At 67.8% G+C, this 18671-nt stretch carries 15 protein-coding genes; 11 read left to right on the top strand and 4 right to left on the bottom strand.

Translation table 11 applies throughout. The annotated features are described in order from the left end of the window. Positions 1–282: 282 nt before the first annotated feature. Positions 283–609, bottom strand: a complete 327-nt coding sequence (locus EV656_RS04080; protein ID WP_132599777.1) for a hypothetical protein — start codon at positions 607–609, stop codon at positions 283–285. Positions 610–1008: 399 nt separating this feature from the next. Here EV656_RS04080 and EV656_RS04075 point away from each other — a divergent pair, with 399 nt between their 5' ends. From EV656_RS04075 to EV656_RS04055, 5 genes are all read left to right on the top strand, one after another. Then, positions 1009–1164, top strand: a complete 156-nt coding sequence (locus EV656_RS04075; RefSeq protein WP_132599774.1) for a light-harvesting protein — start codon at positions 1009–1011, stop codon at positions 1162–1164. Positions 1165–1187: 23 nt separating this feature from the next. Then, positions 1188–1346: a light-harvesting protein gene (locus EV656_RS04070; protein WP_132599771.1), complete on the top strand. Its 159-nt coding sequence runs from the start codon at positions 1188–1190 to the stop codon at positions 1344–1346. A gap of 185 nt (positions 1347–1531) precedes the next feature. Then, positions 1532–2944, top strand: a complete 1413-nt coding sequence (locus EV656_RS04065; protein ID WP_132599768.1) for a PucC family protein — start codon at positions 1532–1534, stop codon at positions 2942–2944. Positions 2945–3019: 75 nt separating this feature from the next. Continuing rightward, positions 3020–4816 carry an autotransporter assembly complex protein TamA gene (locus tag EV656_RS04060; protein WP_243695671.1) on the top strand — a complete coding sequence of 599 codons (1797 nt, stop codon included), beginning with the start codon at positions 3020–3022 and terminating at the stop codon, positions 4814–4816. Next, positions 4816–8514, top strand: a complete 3699-nt coding sequence (locus tag EV656_RS04055) for a translocation/assembly module TamB domain-containing protein (protein ID WP_132599765.1) — start codon at positions 4816–4818, stop codon at positions 8512–8514. The genes EV656_RS04060 and EV656_RS04055 overlap by 1 nt, the downstream gene beginning before the upstream one ends. 10 nt (positions 8515–8524) lie before the next feature. On the opposite strand, the gene EV656_RS04050 is transcribed toward EV656_RS04055, so the two are convergent. After that, the gene (locus EV656_RS04050) at positions 8525–9979 is read right to left on the bottom strand and encodes a cobyric acid synthase (RefSeq protein ID WP_132599761.1); all 1455 of its coding nucleotides are present in this window, start codon (positions 9977–9979) and stop codon (positions 8525–8527) included. 158 nt (positions 9980–10137) lie between these two features. On the opposite strand from EV656_RS04050, the gene cobT reads away from it, so the two are divergent. The 3 genes from cobT to EV656_RS04035 are packed head-to-tail and all read left to right on the top strand — an operon-like array spanning position 10138 to position 12439. After that, positions 10138–11145, top strand: coding sequence for a nicotinate-nucleotide--dimethylbenzimidazole phosphoribosyltransferase (gene cobT / locus EV656_RS04045; RefSeq protein ID WP_132599758.1), 1008 nt, complete (start codon positions 10138–10140; stop codon positions 11143–11145). Further along, positions 11142–11909 carry an adenosylcobinamide-GDP ribazoletransferase gene (cobS, locus tag EV656_RS04040; RefSeq protein ID WP_132599755.1) on the top strand — a complete coding sequence of 256 codons (768 nt, stop codon included), beginning with the start codon at positions 11142–11144 and terminating at the stop codon, positions 11907–11909. The genes cobT and cobS overlap by 4 nt, the downstream gene beginning before the upstream one ends. Then, a complete protein-coding gene (locus tag EV656_RS04035) occupies positions 11900–12439 on the top strand; it encodes a histidine phosphatase family protein (protein ID WP_132599752.1) in 540 nt (179 codons plus the stop codon). The genes cobS and EV656_RS04035 overlap by 10 nt, the downstream gene beginning before the upstream one ends. Before the next feature lie 3 nt (positions 12440–12442). On the opposite strand, the gene ilvN is transcribed toward EV656_RS04035, so the two are convergent. Then, the gene (ilvN, locus tag EV656_RS04030; protein ID WP_132599749.1) at positions 12443–13006 is read right to left on the bottom strand and encodes an acetolactate synthase small subunit; all 564 of its coding nucleotides are present in this window, start codon (positions 13004–13006) and stop codon (positions 12443–12445) included. An 85-nt stretch (positions 13007–13091) separates the two neighbouring features. After that, positions 13092–14846, bottom strand: coding sequence for an acetolactate synthase 3 large subunit (locus EV656_RS04025; RefSeq protein WP_132599746.1), 1755 nt, complete (start codon positions 14844–14846; stop codon positions 13092–13094). Positions 14847–15274: 428 nt separating this feature from the next. On the opposite strand from EV656_RS04025, the gene EV656_RS04020 reads away from it, so the two are divergent. From EV656_RS04020 to EV656_RS04010, 3 genes are all read left to right on the top strand, one after another. Next, entirely contained in the window at positions 15275–16354 is a 1080-nt protein-coding gene (locus EV656_RS04020) for a TRAP transporter substrate-binding protein (RefSeq protein WP_132599743.1), read from the top strand. Between the two features lie 234 nt (positions 16355–16588). Further along, positions 16589–17674 (top strand): TRAP transporter substrate-binding protein, encoded by a 1086-nt coding sequence (locus EV656_RS04015; protein ID WP_132599740.1) that lies wholly within the window; start codon positions 16589–16591, stop codon positions 17672–17674. Between the two features lie 91 nt (positions 17675–17765). Next, positions 17766–18659 carry a TRAP transporter small permease subunit gene (locus tag EV656_RS04010; protein WP_132599737.1) on the top strand — a complete coding sequence of 298 codons (894 nt, stop codon included), beginning with the start codon at positions 17766–17768 and terminating at the stop codon, positions 18657–18659. Positions 18660–18671: the final 12 nt, after the last annotated feature.

Raw genomic sequence — 18671 nt, 5'->3', positions numbered from 1 at the left:
TTCGGGGTCGGACGGGGCCGGGCCGAGTCGGAACGGCCACCTTTGGGCGGGGTTTTGCGGGTCGGTGCCTGGGGCATTTCTGCTCTCCTTTAGCCTTCTGCGGGCGCGGCCTGCGGCCGCACCGCGACACCCTGTCAGTTAGCCTGGCAAAGCAGGCGCAAGGCTGGCGCGCAGGTGGCGGAAAGGAGACGTGGCCCGGCGGCAACAGGAAATGCGGGCCGCGCAACAAAAAACCCGCGCGGACCTTGCGGGCCGCGCGGGTGTCTGTGGTCGATCCGCCGCTTATTGCAGGTGCGCGGCGATGCCGTAATAGGCGCGCTTGGACAGCAGCTTCCAGCCCATCCAGTTGGACAGCGGGGTCGGGTTGTCCGTGGTCAGCTCGACATGCCCTTCGCCCGTACCGCCCAGCACCGGCCAGTTCATAGAGGTCGAGAACGGCGTGGGGTTGGTGGTCATCAGGTCGACTTCGCGGGTGTTTTTCGACAGGCAGTCGAAGCCCAGCATGTCGGAAAAGGGGGTGCTGCTGGCATCGGCGTCGAACTTGACGTCGGTCATGCGATCCTTGCTGGACAGCTTCGGCAGCCAGGCATCCCAGATGTAGTTGGTCATGTTTCCTCCAGGGTCTTGCACGCGCGTCGTAGCAGGTCGAGCGGAGTGCATTTCGGGGCCGCCAGGGGCGGCACGGTCATAGTCAGTGCGCGCCATTACCCCACCAAATCGCAGCAATTTCAATGGTGCCGACCGTCGCAGGCGCTGGGTCGCACATGTTGCGCCGCCGCGTCGCATTGCCTGGGTTTGGATCGATATGTCGCACGATTTGAGGCCTTTGTCAGCCTGCGTTGACATTGCCATCGTCAACCTAATGTGACATCTTTTTCCGTGACGATGCCGGGGTGGACGCGCCTTGGACGAGTTCAGGGAGAACCGCTTCCGACCGGGCATTTGTCGACATCGAGTGCAGGTTTCTGCACGTAACGCAGTCGAAAACCATATTGGGGAGACGACAATATGACTGACGATATGGACAAAGTCTGGCCGACCGGCCTGACGCTCGCCGAAGCTGAAGAAGTGCAAAAGCAGCTGATCGACGGCACCCGTGTGTTCGGCGCGATCGCGCTGTTCGCTCACTTCCTGGCCGCCGTTGCCACCCCGTGGCTCGGCTAATCCAAGAATAAGGAGACTAGGTTATGAACAACGCGAAAATGTGGCTGGTCGTTAAGCCGACCGTCGGTATCCCGCTCTTCCTGTCGGCCGTTGCCATCAGCTCGTTCCTGGTGCACGTCGGCCTGGTGATGAACACCAGCTGGATGTACGACTACCACAACGGCGCGGCCTCGGCCGAGTAATCGCCCCTGTGGTAAGACGAGACACTTTCGCCAGGGGTGGATGCCTCGGGTGAAGGGTCCGGCGAAGGCCGGGGCATTTGCCTCGGCCTTTGCATGTTGGGCCGGATGATCTCCGGGTCTGGAAACGCGTCCCCCGTTCGGGCAGACAGAACGCGGTGCATCCTGCGCCGTGTGGAGACGTCGTAATGAACCGCTTTAGCAAGATTGCGATCAACAGCCTGGCACAGGCTGGCATGCGCTACATGCCCTTTGCCGAGGCTGCCAGCGAAAACGTTCCCCTCAGCCGCCTGCTGCGGCTTGCCTTTTTCCAGTTGTCGGTCGGCATGGCGATGGTTCTGCTGGTCGGCACGCTGAACCGGGTGATGATCGTCGAGCTTGAGGTGCCTGCCTCGCTCGTCGCGGTGATGATCGCCCTGCCGTTGGTCTTTGCCCCGTTCCGGGCGTTTATCGGCCATCGTTCCGATACCCACAAATCCGCCTTGGGGTGGCGCCGGGTGCCCTTCATCTGGAAGGGGACGCTGCTGCAATGGGGCGGATTCTGCGTGATGCCCTTTGCGCTGATCGTTCTGTCGCGGCAGGAATACGCCGCCGAGGCGCCGGTCTGGCTGGGGCTGTTCAGTGCGGCTGTGGCCTTTCTGCTGGTGGGCGCGGGCATGCATATCGTGCAGACCGTGGGCCTGGCATTGGCCACCGACATTTCCCCGCGCGAGGATCAGCCCAACGTCGTGGGCCTGATGTATGTCATGCTGCTGGTCGGCATGATTATCAGCGCGTTGGCCTTTGGCTACATGCTGGAGGATTTCTATCACGCCAAGCTGATCAAGGTGGTGCAGGGCGCGGCGGTGATGACGCTGATCCTGAACGTCATCGCCATCTGGAAGATGGAGGCCCGCGACCGCGACCGTGCGCGCAAGCGACTGGAGCCGGACGACGACCCCAGCTTTGCCGAGGCCTGGGCGCTGTTCATGCGTGGGGCCAATCCCAAGCGGCTGCTGTGGGTGATCGGCCTAGGCACCGTCGGTTTCGGCCTGGCTGAGGTGCTGCTGGAACCCTATGGCGGCCAGGTGCTGGGCATGTCCGTCGCCGCCACGACCAAGCTGACCGCGACCCTGGCCGGCGGCAGCCTGGTCGGCTTTGCCTGGGCGTCCCGAGTGCTCAGCCGTGGGGCCGATCCGGCGGTGATGGCCGCGGGCGGGGCGCTGGTGGGCCTGCCGGCCTTTGCGCTGATTACCTTTTCGGCGACGCTGCAGTCGCCCGAGGTGTTCATTCTCGGCACGCTTCTGGCCGGGTTCGGCGCGGGCCTGTTCGGCCATGGCACGCTGACCGCGACGATGCGGTCGGCGCCTGCCGAGCAGGTAGGGCTGGCCCTGGGGGCCTGGGGCGCGGTGCAGGCGACCTCTGCCGGGATTGCCATTGCCCTTGGCGGGGTGGCGCGCGACCTGATCCTGGCGTCGCCGCTCTCGACCCTGTTTGGCCCGGCGACGCCCTATTTCTTTGTCTACGGGGCCGAATTCCTGTTCCTTGCCGCGACGCTGGTGGTGGCCTATCCGCTGATCGCGGCCAAGGTCTACGGCGCGGCCCGCAGCGGCACGACCTGATCCGGTCACATCTTTGCCGGGACGCCTTTCAAACGGGCGTCCCGTGGCGCATCATGGCGCAAACGGAGCGCCGATTTGACCGAATCCATCCTTAGACGGGCCGCGGCCCTGGTCTTGATCCTTGTCTTGGCGGGGATGGCCGCCCCCAGCTGGGCGACCGAGGCCCGCCTGTCCGCACCTGGTGCCGGGCAGGCGTTGAAGCGCGCGCTGAAGGATGCCTCGCTCAGCCTTGCTGCCGCGCGCCGCGCCGAGGCCAGCGCGCAGGAAATCCTGGCCGCCGCGCGGGCCGATTACGGGCGGCTGGTCGGGGTGCTGTACGACCGGGGACGGTTCGGGCCTGTCATTCATATCCGTCTGGACGGGCGCGAGGCCGCGGACCTGGCGCCGCTGGCGCTGTCGGGCCGCCCCGCGCGGTTGGAAATCACCGTAGATCCCGGCCCCGCCTTTACCCTGGGCCGGGCAGAGATCGGGCCGCTGGCCCCGCGCACCGAGTTGCCAGAGGGATTCGCCCCAGGCCGCCCCGCGCAAACCGGCGTCATCCGGCAGGCGGCCGCGGCAGGGGTGGCGGGTTGGCGGTCGGCCGGCCACGCCAAGGCCCGGATCGGGGCGCAAGACCTGTCCGCCGACCACCGCCGGCAACGCCTTGACGCCCGATTGCGGCTGGCGCCCGGGCCTGCGGTCACCTTTGGCCGGCTGCGGATCGAGGGCGAAAGCGCCGTGCGGCCCGAACGCCTGCGCGCCATCGCGGGCCTGCCCGAGGGCGCACGGTTCACCCCCGAGGCGCTGGAACGCAGCGCCGACCGGTTGCGGCGCACCGGGGCGTTCCGATCTGTCCGCCTGTCCGAGGCCGAAACGCTGGGGCCGGGCGACAACATGGATGTCGTCCTGACCGTCACGGATTCCCGGCCGCGGCGCCTTGGGCTGGGGGCGGAGCTGTCCTCGCTCGAAGGGATGACGCTGACGGGGTTCTGGCTGCACCGCAACCTGCTGGGCGGGGCCGAGCGTCTGCGCTTTGACGGTGCGATTGAGGGGATCGGCGCCGGGGCCGGGGACGGTGTCGACTATCGGCTGAGCACGCGGCTGGAGCGTCCCGCGATTACCGGGCCCGATACGGGCGGCTACCTGACCGCGGAACTGGAAACCCTGGATGAGCCTGATTTTCGAGAGGAATCGGTCAGTCTGGGGGCGGGGTTGACCCATGTCTTTTCCCGGCTGCTCAGTGGCGAGGCGGGCCTGACCCTGCGCCATTCCGCCGTGCGTGACGACCTGGGGCGGCGCGACATGACGCATCTGCTGGTGCCGGCCGCGTTGACCTGGGACCGGCGCGACGATCAGTTGAACCCGGGCGAGGGGTTCTTTTTGCAGGCCGGGGCCATGCCGTTGCTGGCGTTGGGTGGTGCTGCGGAAAACGGGTTTCGGCTGACGGGGGATGCGCGGATCTACCAGGGGCTGGGGGAACGCACGGTTCTGGCCGCGCGGTTGCAGTTCGGCGCGATCACGGGGGCGACGACGGCCGGGGTGCCGCCGGATCTGCTGTTCTTCTCGGGGGGCGGGGGCACCGTGCGCGGGCAGCCCTACCAATCGCTGGCCGTCGATCTGGGCGGCGGCAACCGGGTGGGCGGGCGTGCCTTTGCCGCCCTTTCGGCCGAGGCGCGGCTGGCGCTCAGCGGTCCGATCGGGGTGGTCGCCTTTGCCGATGCGGGCTATGTCGCGGCCGATATCGACGGGCCGGGCGACTGGCATTCGGGCGCGGGCCTGGGCGTGCGCTATAACACCGGCTTTGGCCCGATCCGCCTGGACGTGGCCGCGCCGACCGGCGGTGGCACCGGGGATGGCGTGCAGCTTTACATCGGGATTGGGCAGGCCTTTTGATGCGGAAACTGACAGTCCTTTTCCTGTGCGTCCTGATCGCCGCACCGCTGGCCGCGCAAGACACCGCACCCGCGGATGAGGGCGGGGTGCTGGAGCGTTTCCTGGAAACCCGGTTGTCCGGTGCAGGCCGCGCGGTTCAGGTCACCGGGTTCGAGGGCGCGCTGTCCGGGCAGGCGCGCCTGTCGGAACTGACCATCGCCGATGCCGAGGGCACCTGGATCACCCTGTCGGACGTGGCGTTGGACTGGTCGCGGGCGGCGTTGCTGCGCGGGCGGCTGCAAGTGGCGGAACTGTCAGCAGGCGAAATCCGTCTGGATCGCCTGCCCGAAAGCGGCCCGGCCGGTGTCGAGCGCAGCGAGGCGCGCCGCTTTGCGTTGCCCGATCTGCCGGTGGCCATCGAAATCGGGCAGATCGGCACCGAGCGTCTGGTGCTGGGTGCGCCGGTCCTGGGCCAGGCGGCGGTCCTGTCGATCGAGGGCGGGCTTTCCCTGGCCGAGGGCGCAGGCGAAACCCGGCTGCGCGCCCTGCGCCAGGATGCCGAGGGGCGCTTTGCCGTCGATGCTGCTTTCTCCAACGAAACCAGAACCCTGTCGATTGATCTTGAGGTTGGCGAAGAGGCGGGCGGCCTGCTGTCCGGACGCCTTGGCCTGCCGGGCGAACCGCCGCTGGACCTGACGCTGCGCGGCGCCGGTCCCTTGTCTGATTTCGCCGCCGAATTGGCGCTGGCCACGCAGGGGATCGAACGTCTGACCGGCGATTTCACCCTGGCAGCACCGCCCGACGCGCCCGATGCACGGCAGTTCGTGCTGAATGTGGCCGGCGATCCCGGCGCATTGGTGGCGCCACGGCTGCGCCCGTTCTTTGGCGATGCGACCCGGCTGGTGCTGTCCGGGCTGCGCGATCCCGAGGGGGCGGTGGCCATCGACCGGCTGGCGTTGCGGACCGGGGCGATGACGCTGGATGGCAGCCTGGCGCTGGATGCGCAGGGCTGGCCCGCGCGGGTTGCGCTGGACGGGCAGGTGAGCGGGCCGGTTGCCTTGCCGGTGCCGGGGGCCGAAACGCGTCTGGGCGGGGCAGAGGTTAAGGTTCGCCTGGACACCGCCGAAAGCCCGCGCTGGAACGCGGATCTGGACCTGTCGGATCTGTCCCGCGACGGGCTGGTGCTGGGGCAGGTCCAGCTTGGCGGTACGGGGACTGTCACGCCCGGCGCATTGGCGGCCGACCTGGATCTGGCGCTGGATGGCCTGGCGCATTCCGATCCCGATCTGGCGCGGGCCATGGGCCGCACGGTTTCGGGCACCGCCCAGCTTGGCTGGATGCGGGGCGCATCGCCACGGGTGGATCGGCTGGAACTGGTCTCGGGCGATACCCGGCTCAGCGGGCAGGCCAGTTTCGGCCCGCTGGCAGAGGGGGTTCCGGTCGAGGGCAACGCGCGGGTGGTCGCCGACGATCTGGCCCGGTTTGCAGCGCTGGCCGGCCGCGAACTGGGCGGCAGCGCCGAACTGGGCGTGAATGGGCGCTATGCCCTGCTGGGCGGTGCGGGCGAACTGGTGCTGTCGGGGCGCACGCAGGATCTGGTCACGGGCACGCCGCGCCTGGATCCGCTGCTGCGGGGCACTGGCCGTTTGAACCTATCCGCGCAGCGCGGGCCAGAGGGGACGCAGATCAGCGCATTCGATCTGCGCACCGAGGGGGCCGAGGTGTCCCTTGCGGGCGATCTGTCGACGGCGGCGGGCGACATGACGCTGGCCGCGCGGGTGCCCGATCTGCGCCCGCTTGATCCGGCATTGGATGGGCCGGGCGAATTGCACGCCGAAATGACCTGGCAGGCGGGCGGGCAGGTGCAACTGTCCCGGCTGCAGGCCAATGCGGCGGGGGCCAGCCTCTCGGCCGAGGGCCGTCTTTCCCCCGAGGATACGTCGCTGCCCGTCGATGGCTGGCTGACGCTGCGGGCCGAGGATCTGGCGCGTTTTTCCGGGTTGGCCGGGCGGGCGCTGTCGGGCGCGCTGGACCTGCGGGCCGAGGGCGAGGGCACCTTGCGCGGGACCGGCGATGCCGCGCTGCGCCTGTCTGTGGATGCGCGCGATCTCGGCCTTAGGCTGGGCGCGGCCGATACGCTGTTGCGGGGCGAGAGTACTCTGCGCCTGGACGCGGCGCGCGTTGGGGGACAGTTGGTCCTGAACACCCTTGCGCTGGACGGAAACGGGGTGCGCGTCGGGGCCCGTCAGGGCGAGGGCGCGGCGGTTGCGTTGAATGCCCGCCTCGCCGATCTGGCGTTGCTGGTGCCGGACCTGTCGGGCGCGCTGGACCTGTCCGGCGATCTGGTTCCGGGCGATGGCGCGGCGACAGTGAACCTGGATCTGCGCGGGCCGGGCGGGATGGCCGCCGCGGTGCGCGGCACCCTGGGCCGCGATGCCGATCTGCGCCTGTCGGGGCAGGCACCGCTGGCGCTGATAAACGGCATGATCGCCCCGCGCAGTCTGGACGGGTTGGCGCGGTTCGACCTTGGGGTAAGCGGCCAGCCATCGCTGGCGGCGCTGAGCGGGAACATCTCCACCAGCGGCGCGCGGCTGGCCCTGCCGTCCTACTGGGCAAAGGTTACCGATCTGTCCGGTCAGGTGCGCTTGGGCGGCGGGCAGGCGCGTGCCGATCTGTCGGGTAGGCTGGGCGGGGGCCGTGTCGCCCTTGCGGGCACGGTCGGGCTGGCGGGGGCCTTTCCGGGCGATCTTGTGCTGACCATGGACGGGGCGGAACTGCGCGACCCGACGCTTTACGACACCAGGCTGGACGGGCGGCTGACGGTCAGCGGACCGCTCACCGGCGGGGCTGCGGTCGGCGGGCGCATCCTGCTGGGCACGACTGAGGTCTCTGTGCCTTCGGGGGCGGTCGGGGGCAACGGTCCGATCCCGCAGATCGCCCATCGCGGGGCCAGCGCGGCGATCCAGGCGACCCGCGCCCGCGCCGGGCTGATCGGGCACGGCGGCACTGCCGGACCCGGCCGACCCTGGCCGCTGGACCTGGTGATAGAGGCACCGGGCCGCCTGTTCGTGCGGGGGCGCGGGCTGGACGCAGAGCTGGGCGGGCGGGTGCGTTTGCGGGGCACCAGCGCCGATGTCATCCCCGAAGGCCGGTTCGACCTGGTGCGCGGCCGGTTGGACATCCTGTCAAAGCGCTTTGCCCTGGACGAAGGCAGGATCGTGCTGCAAGGCGCGCTGGAACCCTACATCCGCTTCGTCGCCAGCAGCGAGACCGCCGATATCACCGCGTCGGTGGTGTTGGAGGGGGTGGCGACCGCGCCCGAGATCGGGTTCACCTCGGACCCGGAACTGCCCGAGGAAGAGGTGTTGGCCCGCCTGCTGTTCGGGCAGGGATTGGAAAACCTCTCGGCCCTTCAGGCGGCCGAACTGGCCGCGGCGGTGGCAACCCTGGCCGGTGGCGGGGGCGGGGGCCTGCTGTCGCGCCTGCGCGAGGGCACCGGGCTGGACGATCTGGATGTCACCCGGACCGAAGAGGGCGGAACAGAGCTGCGTGTCGGCAAGTACCTGTCCGAAAATGTCTATTCCGAGGTCACCGTGGACGAGTCCGGCAGCAGCACCATCGAGTTGAACCTGGACGTGACCCCCAGCGTGACCGTCCGGGGGCGGGTCGGTGCCGAGGGAGAGACCGGCCTGGGCGTGTTCTACGAACGCGATTACTAGGCGGTCGTCGTCAGACCGGGGCCGCCGCCGCGAACAGCGTGTCCAGATCCATATGGCGTTCCAGATGCGCGGCCAGGGCATCCAGCGTGTCGTCGATCGCCGCGTCATAGCCCTGCGCGCCCGCAGCGACGCCCAGCCGGGCCAACCACGCGCGGCGGAACCCGTCCTCGGAAAACAGGCCGTGCAGATAGCTGCCCGCCACGCGGCCGTCTATCGACACGGCCCCCTCGGGCACGCCCGCAACATGGGCAAAGGGGCGGGCGCGGTCGGGCCCCTCGGTCGCGCCGATGTGGATTTCATAGCCCGAGAACGCCGCGCCCGTTTCCGCATGGATGGCGGCGACACGCGTCAGGGTCTTGTCGGGCTGCATCACCGTTTCGATGTCCAGCAGGCCCAGACCGTCGGTTGCGCCGGCCGGCCCCTCCAGCCCCTCCGGGTCCAGGATGCGCTGGCCAAGCATCTGGTAGCCGCCGCATAGCCCCAGCACATGCCCGCCGCGGCGCACATGGGCGGCGATGTCCACGTCCCAGCCCTGCGCGCGCAGGAAGGCCAGATCGCCGCGTGTGGATTTGGTGCCGGGCAGGATCACCAGATCCGCATCGGCGGGCAGGGGCTGGCCGGGGGGTATCATGCGCAGCCGCACGCCCGGTTCCAGTTTCAGCGGGTCGAGGTCATCGAAATTGGCAATGCGCGACAGCATCGGGCAGACGATGTGAAAGCCGTCGTGCCGTGCGGGGCCGCCCAGATCCACCGCGTCCTCGGCTGGCAGGCGGGCGGCCCCGTCGAACCACGGCACGACGCCCAGGCCGGGCCAGCCGGTGCGCTGCGCGATGAAACGGTACCCCTCGTCGAAGAGGCGCGGCTCGCCCCGGAACTTGTTGATGGCAAAGCCGCGGATCATGGCCGCATCGGCCGGGTCCAGCACCGCCTGCGTGCCGACGATCTGCGCGATCACCCCGCCCCGGTCGATATCGCCGACCAGTACCACGGGCACGCAAGCGGCCCGGGCAAAGCCCATGTTGGCGATGTCGCCCGCGCGCAGGTTGACCTCGGCCGGGCTGCCCGCCCCCTCGACCAGGACCAGATCGGCGCTGCGCGCCAGCCGGGTGAAACTGTCCAGAACCGCCGGCATCAGATCCCGCTTGCGGGCCCCGAAATCACGGGCGTTCAACGCCCCGCGTGCGCGCCCCTGCACCACCACCTGCGCGCCGGTGTCGGTTTCGGGTTTTAGCAGCACCGGGTTCATGTCGCTGTGCAGGTCGCGCCCGCAGGCGCGGGCCTGCAACGCCTGTGCGCGCCCGATCTCGCCGCCATCGGCGGTGACGGCGGCGTTGTTGGACATGTTCTGCGGCTTGAACGGCGCCACCGACAGCCCGCGCCGCAGCGCCACCCGGCACAGGCCCGCCACCAGTACCGATTTCCCGACGTTGGAGCCGGTGCCCTGGATCATCAGCGCCCGTGTCATGGCCGCGTGCCCGGTGGCACGGATCGGCCATGGGTATTTTGACCAAGAAGAAGGGGGACGGGGCGTTGCACGCGGCGGGCCTCTGATTTGATGGCTTGGCGATTGATGCCCGGGGGCGGGCGGCATAGAAAGCGCGCACACCATATCTTGGAGCGAGCATGACCCTAGAGACACCATTTGCCGAAGCCCTGCAACGCAAGATCGACCTCAAGACCAAGCCCGTCGGCTCGCTCGGCCGGATCGAGGCGCTGGCCGCGCAGATCGCCACGGTGCAGAACAGCCTGAGCCCGCGCATGCAGCGCTGTCAGATGACGATTTTTGCTGCGGATCACGGCATCGCGGCCGAGGGCGTGTCGGCTTTCCCGCAGGAGGTGACGCAGCAGATGGTGCTGAACTACCTGGCCGGCGGCGCGGCGGCGAATGCCTTTGCGCGCAGCGCCGGCGTCGAACTGCGGGTGGTCGATGCGGGGATTGCGGGCGATCCGATGGGCGCCGAAGGGCTGATCGACCGGCGCGTGGGCGCGGGCACGGCCAGTTTCCTGACTGGCCCGGCGATGAGTGCGGCGCAATGCGACCAGGCGCTGGAAACCGGCCGCGCCCTGGGGGGCGAGGGCGACTGGGACGCAGTGGCCTTTGGCGAGATGGGGATCGGTAATACCGCCACGGCCGCCGCGTTGGGGCACAAGCTGACCGGCGTTGGGCTGGACGTGCTGGTGGGCCGTGGCACCGGGCTGGACGATGCGGGCCTGTCGCACAAGCGCGCGGTGCTGGAACGGGCCGCGGCGCGCACGGGCGATCTGTCCCCGGCGCAGGCGCTGGCCGAATATGGCGGGTTCGAGATCGCGATGATGGCGGGCGCGATGCAGGGCGCCGCCGCCGCAGGCAAGGTGGTGATCGTGGACGGCTTCATCGCCACCTCTGCCGCGCTGGCCGCCGTGCGGCTGGCCCCGGAATGTCGCGGCGCCATGGTTTTTGCCCACCATTCCGAGGAACAGGGCCACGGCGCGCTGCTTGAGGCGCTGGAGGCCAAGCCCCTGTTGTCGCTGAACCTGCGGCTGGGCGAGGGGACCGGCGCGCTGCTGGCCTGGCCGTTGCTGAAGGCCGCCACGGCGATGCTGAACGAAATGGCCAGTTTCGACGATGCGGGCGTGACGGGGCCGGCATGACCGGGCGGCTGGCCGAAGAGGGGCGCCTTGTCCTGTTGGCGGTGCAGTTCCTGACGCGCCTGCCGCTGCCCTTTGCCCCCGGCTACACGCCGGAACGCATGGGGCATGCCATGCGGTATTTCCCCCTTGTCGGCCTGGCGATCGGCGGCGGCTTGGCCGCCGTCTACGCGCTGTCGGCGCTGGTCTTTCCGCCTGTCGTCGCCGCGTTGCTGGCGGTGGCGGCGGGGGTGCGTCTAACCGGTGCCCTGCACGAGGACGGTTTGGCTGACATGGCCGATGGTCTGGGCGGCGGGGCGACGCGCGAACGCGCGCTGGAGATCATGCGCGACAGCCGCATCGGCAGCTACGGCGCGGTCACGCTGGGACTGGTGCTGGCGCTGAAGGTCGCGGCACTGGCGGGGTTGGGGGCTGCGGCGGCCGGCGCGCTGGTGGGGGCGCATGGCCTCAGCCGGTTGTCCACGCTGGCGCTGTCGGCCGCGTTGCCCTATGCGCGGGCCGAGGGCAAGGCGGTGTTTGCCAGTGTCGGGCTGGGGCCCATGGGCTGGCCGATTGCCTTGGCGGGGGGCGCTGCGGCCCTGCTGGTGCTGATGGCGACCGCCGGGATCGTGGCAGCCGTGACCGCGTTGATTGCGGCGGTCCTGGTCACGCTGTGGCTGGGCCGGATGATGCGCCGGCGCCTGGGCGGGCAGACCGGCGACGGGCTGGGCGCGGCGCAGCAACTGGGGGAAACGGCAATCCTGCTGGAGCTGCTGGCATGGGCCTGACCCTGCTGCGCCATACCGCGCCCGAGGTGGCGCCGGGCACCTGTTACGGGCGACTCGACCTGCCACCGGGCCCGGATTTCGAGGCCGAGGCCCGCGCGCTGATCGCCGGCTTGCCCCCCGTGACGCGCCTGCTGACCAGCCCGTTGCAGCGCTGCCGCCTGCTGGCAGAGCGGATCGGGCAGGCCCAGGGCATCGCGGCAGAGGTTGCCCCGGCTTTGACCGAGATCGATTTCGGATCGTGGGAAGGCTTAGCCTGGGACGCGGTGCCGCGCGCCGAACTGGACACCTGGGCCGCCGATTTCTGGCACGCGCGCCCCCATGGCGGCGAGAGCGTGGCCCAGTTCGCCGCGCGCGCGGCCGGTTTCCTGGCCGAATGCAGCGCGGCGGACGGATGGCTGGCCGTCACCCATGCCGGGCAGATGCGGGCCGCGGTGCACCTGCTGGGGCGCGATCCGGACTGGGCCTGCCGCTTTGCCTATGGCGAACGGCTGGTGCTGGGCGCCGATGACCTGGCGGTGTTGGCCCGCTAGGGATCAGCTTCCGCGCGACAACGCCGCGATGCCCGTGCGCGCCATTTCCGTCAGGCCCAGCGGGCGCATCAGCTCGCCGAAGGCATCCACCTTCTGCGGGGTGCCGGTGATTTCGAAGACGAAGCTTTCCAGCGTGGAATCCACCACGTTCGCACGGAAGATATCCGCCAGGCGCAGCGCTTCTACCCGCTTGTCGCCGCCGCTGACCACCTTGAACAGCGCCAGTTCCCGCTCGACCGAGGGGCCCTCGACGGTCAGGTCGTGCACCTCGTGCACGGGCACGATCCGGCCCAGTTGCGCCTTGATCTGGTCGATCACCGCGGGCGTGCCGGTGGTGACGATGGTGATGCGCGAACGGTGCCCCTCGTGATCGACCTCGGCCACGGTCAGGCTGTCGATGTTGTAGCCCCGGCCAGAGAACAGCCCGATCACGCGGGCCAGGACACCGGCCTCGTTGTCGACGATGACCGCCAGCGTATGACGCTCCACGGCCTCGGCATTGGGGTCGCGCAGGTCGTAGGCGGAATGCTTCGACGTGCCCTTCTGGATGTTGAGTGCTGCTGCCATGTCTCTTCTTCTTGGTCAAAATACCCTCGGGGGGAGTCCCCGGCCCTGGCCGGGGACGGGGGGCAGACAGCCCCCCGCTCCCAGTCTAAACCAGCACCGCGCCGCCGGCCTTGATCGCGTCCTCGCCCGTGTCCTCGCCCAGCAGCATCTTGTGATGCGGCTCGCCCGACGGGATCATCGGGTAGCAGTTTTCGTGCTTTTCGACGAGGCAGTCAAAGATCACCGGCCCGTCATGGGCCAGCATCTCGGCGATTGCGTCGTCCAGATCGGCGGGGTCGGAACACTGGATGCCCTTGGCGCCAAAGGCCTCTGCCAGCTTGACGAAATCGGGCAGCGCCTCGGACCAGGAATGCGAATAGCGGTTGCCGTGCAGCAGGGATTGCCACTGGCGCACCATGCCCAGGCGTTCGTTGTTCAGGATGAACTGCTTGACCGGCAGGGAATACTGCACCGCGGTTCCCATTTCCTGCATGTTCATCAGCCACGACCCTTCGCCCGCCACGTTGATGACCAGCGCGTCCGGGTGGGCGATCTGCACCCCGATAGAGGCCGGGAAGCCATAGCCCATCGTGCCCAACCCGCCGGAGGTCATCCAGCGGTTCGGCGCCTCGAAGCCCAGGAACTGCGCGGCCCACATCTGGTGCTGCCCGACCTCGGTGCAGATGTAGCGATCCTTGCGGTCCTTGGTCAGTGCCTCCAGCCGCTGCAACGCATATTGCGGCTTGATGATCTTGTCGGAATTCCGGTAGCGCAGGCATTCCACCTTGCGCCATTCCTCGATCTGGGCCCACCACTCGGCCAGGGCGGCCTTGTTGACCTTGCGCCCGCGCGATTTCCAGATGCGCAGCGCATCCTCCAGCACATGGGCCACATCGCCGACGATGGGCATCTCTACCCGGATCGTCTTGTTGATCGAGGAGGGGTCGATGTCGATATGCGCCTTGCGCGAATGCGGGCTGAAATCGGCCACGCGCCCGGTGATCCGGTCGTCGAAACGGGCGCCGATATTGATCATCAGGTCGCAGTCATGCATCGCCAGGTTGGCCTCGTAAAGGCCATGCATCCCCAGCATGCCCAGCCATCCCTTGCCGCTGGCAGGATATGACCCCAGCCCCATCAGGGTAGAGGTGATCGGAAAGCCGGTGGCATCCACGAATTCGCGCAACAGCTGCGTTGCCGCGTCGCCCGAATTGATGACGCCGCCGCCGGTATAGAAGATCGGTCGCTCGGCGGTTTCCATCGCCTCGACCAGGCGGGTGATCATCTCCTTGTCGCCCTTGACCTTGGGCTGATAGTGCCCGGTCTTGGCCGCGCGCGGTTCGACATAGGTGCCCTCGGCGAACTGCACGTCCTTGGGGATGTCGACCAGCACCGGCCCCGGGCGCCCGCTGGTGGCGACGTGAAAGGCCTGGTGGATCGTGTCGGCTAGCGCGTCGGTGTCCTTGACCAGCCAGTTATGCTTGGTGCAGGGGCGGGTGATGCCGACCGTGTCAGCCTCTTGAAAGGCGTCGTTGCCGACCATGAAGGTCGGAACCTGGCCCGTCAGCACGACCAGCGGGATCGAGTCCATCAGCGCATCGGTGATGCCCGTGACCGCGTTCGTGGCCCCGGGGCCGGAGGTGACCAGCACAACGCCCGGCTTGCCGGTGGAGCGGGCATAACCCTCGGCGGCGTGGACGGCGGCCTGTTCGTGGCGCACCAGGATGTGGCGGATCTCGGTCTGCTGAAAGATCTCGTCATAGATCGGAAGCACGGCGCCGCCGGGGTAGCCGAATACGACCTCGACGCCCTGATCCTTCAGGGCCTGAACCACCATTTTTGCGCCGGTCATCTGTGTCATCTCTGTCTCCGTGCTCTCCGTCGGCCGGACATAAAAAAGCCCCCGTTCTGGCGGGGGCGCATGGGGGAAACCCAAGGAGCGGTCTAGCCGTCCATGCGCCTGTCGGTCGCTACTACGAGAATCCGTTCCATCGCCTTGGGCTCCTGCCTGTGTGCGCGGCACAGTATGGGGGGGCGTGCATCGGGTCAACCGGGAAATGGGCGAAGAATGATGCCCTGCGGCAATTCAAACCTTTGCACATCTTTCCCAGATTGGCCCGCTTGCGCATTTCCCTGAAAGAAGGCGTTGCAATTCGGGCATTTCCGCCATGACGAAATCGCATCGGCCACCCCCTCGCGCAGGTCTGCGGGCGGGGCTACCGTCGCCTCCGTCACGGGGTCCGGGCGGGGCGGGGATGCCTCGGCCCGGGCGGATCAAGAGGAGAGATCATGAACCGACGTGGATTTCTGAAGGGTACCGCGCTGGCCGCCGGTGGCAGCGCCGCCGCGCTGGCCGCGCCCGCCTATGCGCAGGGCAAACGTCAACTGACGCTGGTGACCAGCTGGGCGCGGGGCATGGCCGGGCTGCACGATGCGGCGCAGGCCTGCGCCGATCGCATCACCGCGCTGACCGACGGGCAACTGACGGTCGAACTGAAGGCCGCCGGTGAACTGGTCGGCGCGTTCGAGGTGTTCGACGCCGTGTCCGCGGGCCAGGCGGACATGTATCATTCGGGCGATTACTACTTCGTCAACCAGCACCCGGCCTATGCCTTCTTTGCGACCGTGCCCTTCGGCATGACCGCGCAAGAACAGATCAACTGGTACTATCGCGCGGACGGCCATGCCCTGCATGACGAGCTGGGCCAGATCTTCGGTCTGAAATCCTTCCTGGCGGGCAATACCGGGTCGCAGGCCGGTGGTTGGTACCGGCGCGAGATCACCAGCCCCGAGGATTTCCAGGGGCTGAAGTTCCGCATGCCCGGCCTGGGCGGCCAGGCTCTGGGCAAGCTGGGCGCCAGTGTGCAGAACATCCCCGGCGGCGAGGTCTATCAGGCGCTGTCCACCGGGGCCATCGACGGCACCGAGTGGGTCGGACCCTGGGCCGACGAAAAGGCCGGCTTCTTCGAAGTGGCCGAATACTACTACACCGCCGGCTTCCACGAGCCGGGCACAGCGCTGAGCCTGGCCACCAACCGCGACCTGTTCGAAAGCCTGACGCCGGTTCAGCAGGGCATCATCGAAACCGTGGCCGCGCAGGTGCACCAGGAAACGCTGGCGCAGTTCCTGTCGGAAAACGGCGCAGCTCTGGCGCGGCTTTCGGGGCAGGGCGTGCGGCTGATGACCTTCCCCGACTCGGTCTGGGATGCCTTCGGTCAGGCGGCGATCGAGGCGCTGGAGGAAAACCGCGACGGCGACATCTATGATCGCGTGCTGGACAGCTACCGCGCGTCGATGAAATCCTCCTCGGCCTGGATTCAGGCGTCTGAAGGCACCTATCGCGCCCAGCGTGACCGGGTGATGGGCTAAACGGCCCTGCGTGGTGCCCGCCCTTGCGCGGCGGGCACCGCGAATCGCCTATGTCCCGCACTGCGCGGACACCCTGCCGCTGAACAAGAATTGTACCGAACTGGTCAATTCACCTTACAGATTTTTCGCGAACCCGGCGTTCTGGCTATTTATCTGTGCCAAACCACCCGTTAGATTGCCCGCATTAACGATCCGCCCGTCCATAGGGGCGGGCGTCAACCGGGAGGAAACGTTATGGATCGTCGTTCTTTTCTGAAGACTTCGGCACTGGGCGGAAGTGCCGCAGCGGCATCGACGCTGGCCGCGCCGGCCTATGCGCAGGGCAAGCGCACGCTGACCATGGTCACGACCTGGGGTCGCGGTCTGGCGGGCGTGCATGATGCCGCGCAGTATTGCGCCGATGCGATCACCGCGATTACCGATGGCCAGGTGACCGTCGACCTGAAGGCCGCGGGCGAACTGGTCGGCGCCTTTGAGGTGTTCGACGCGGTTTCGTCTGGGCAGGCCGACATGTACCACGCCGTGGATTATTACTTCCTCGGCCAGCATCCGGCGCTTTCCTTCTTCAGCCAGGTGCCCTTCGGCATGACCTTCCAGGAATACGCCAACTGGTTCCACCATGCCGGTGGCCGCGAACTGGCCGACGAACTGTACTCGATCTTCGGGCTGAAGTGCTTCCCGGCGGGCAACACCGGCCCGCAGGCCGGCGGTTGGTATCGCAAGGAAATCAACGGCCCCGAGGATTTCCAGGGCCTCAAGTTCCGCATGCCGGGCCAGGGCGGCCAGGTGATGGGCAAGCTGGGCGCCTCTGTCCAGAACCTGCCCGGCGCCGAGGTGTATCAGGCGCTGGCCTCGGGCGCGATCGACGGGACCGAGTGGATCGGCCCCTGGGCCGACGAAAAGGCCGGATTCTTCGAGATCACCAAGTTCTATTACACCGCCGGTTTCCACGAGCCGGGGCCGAACCTGAACATGACCATGAACCTGGATGTCTACGAAAGCCTGACGCCGTCGCAGCAGGCCGCGGTCGAGCAGGCCACGGGCGCCTGCAACGTCTGGAACATGGCGCAGTTCATGGCCAATAACGGCGCGGCGCTGCAGCGTCTGCAAGCCAATGGCGTGCAGGTTCTGGAATTCCCCGACAGCGTCTGGGACGCCTTCGGTCAGGCCGCCGAAGAGGTGATCGCCGAGCCGATGGACGATGAAATCTACAAGAAGTGCTACGACAGCTACATGGCCTCGCTGAAGGCCTCTGCCGGCTGGAACAGCCGCTCGCAGGCGGTCTTTACCGCGCAGCGCGACCGTATCGCTTCGCTCTGATCGGCGCTTTCTGACAACGCCCCCCGGCCCATGCCGGGCCGGGGGTGCCAATCACCGATCTCGCATTGGGCGGGGCAAACGGGGGTAGGGGATGCTGGACGGCATTCTGTGGTTCTTTCAGAATATCGGCCTGGCCTTCTACAACTTCGGATATGCGATCACGCATCCGGGGCTGTGGCTGGACTGGTCGGACAAACAGGCACTTATGCGCTTCGTCTATTATGGCGGGTCGGTGGAGTTCTTCTTCGTCGTCTTCACCGCCTTCCTGGTGCTGACCGCACTGGGGATATGGCGGCGCTCCATCATGTGGGGGGCGGTGCGCGTGCTGGAGGGGTTTGCCAACACGGTGGGCCGCTTCTTTGCCTGGGCCGGTCTTCTGATGGTTCTGCAGCAGATCATGATCGTCTTCCTGCAACGCATCTTCCGCGTGGCGGAAATCCAGGTCGGGCCGCTGGGCTATGCCTTTGCCAAGGATCTGTCCTGGTGGGGCGAGGAACTGAAACTCTATAACGCGATGATCGTGTGTCTGTGTGCCAGCTACACCTTTGTCCAGTCCGGCCATGTGCGGGTTGACCTGATCTATTCTGCCGTCGGCCACCGGGCCAAGCGCGCCATCGACATGTTCGGGTCGCTGTTTTTCATGATGCCGGCGGCGGTCCTGACCTGGATGTATGGCTGGTACTTCATGTGGCGGCACCTCATCACGCCGAAACCCTCGGCCAGCGACACGCTGGAGCGGTTGTTGATGAAGTCCCGCGCGCTGCGCTGGAACGTGGAAACCATCGGGTTTTCGCCCAACGGGTTCAACGGCTACTTCCTGTTCAAGGTACTGCTGGTGGCGTTCACGGCCATGGTGTTCCTGCAGGCTATCGCGTTCTTCTACCGCTCTTTCCTCGAATTCGTGGAGGGCGAGGAAAGCGCTGGAAAATACCTGGACCGCGACAGCCTGGGCGCGGGTGAAGAAGCCTACGAAGGCACGCATTAAAGGGGCAGGGCA

Source organism: Rhodovulum adriaticum, assembly GCF_004345735.1.
In the GTDB taxonomy this organism is placed as follows: domain Bacteria; phylum Pseudomonadota; class Alphaproteobacteria; order Rhodobacterales; family Rhodobacteraceae; genus Rhodovulum; species Rhodovulum adriaticum.
This window is presented reverse-complemented; position numbering and strand designations above follow the sequence as displayed.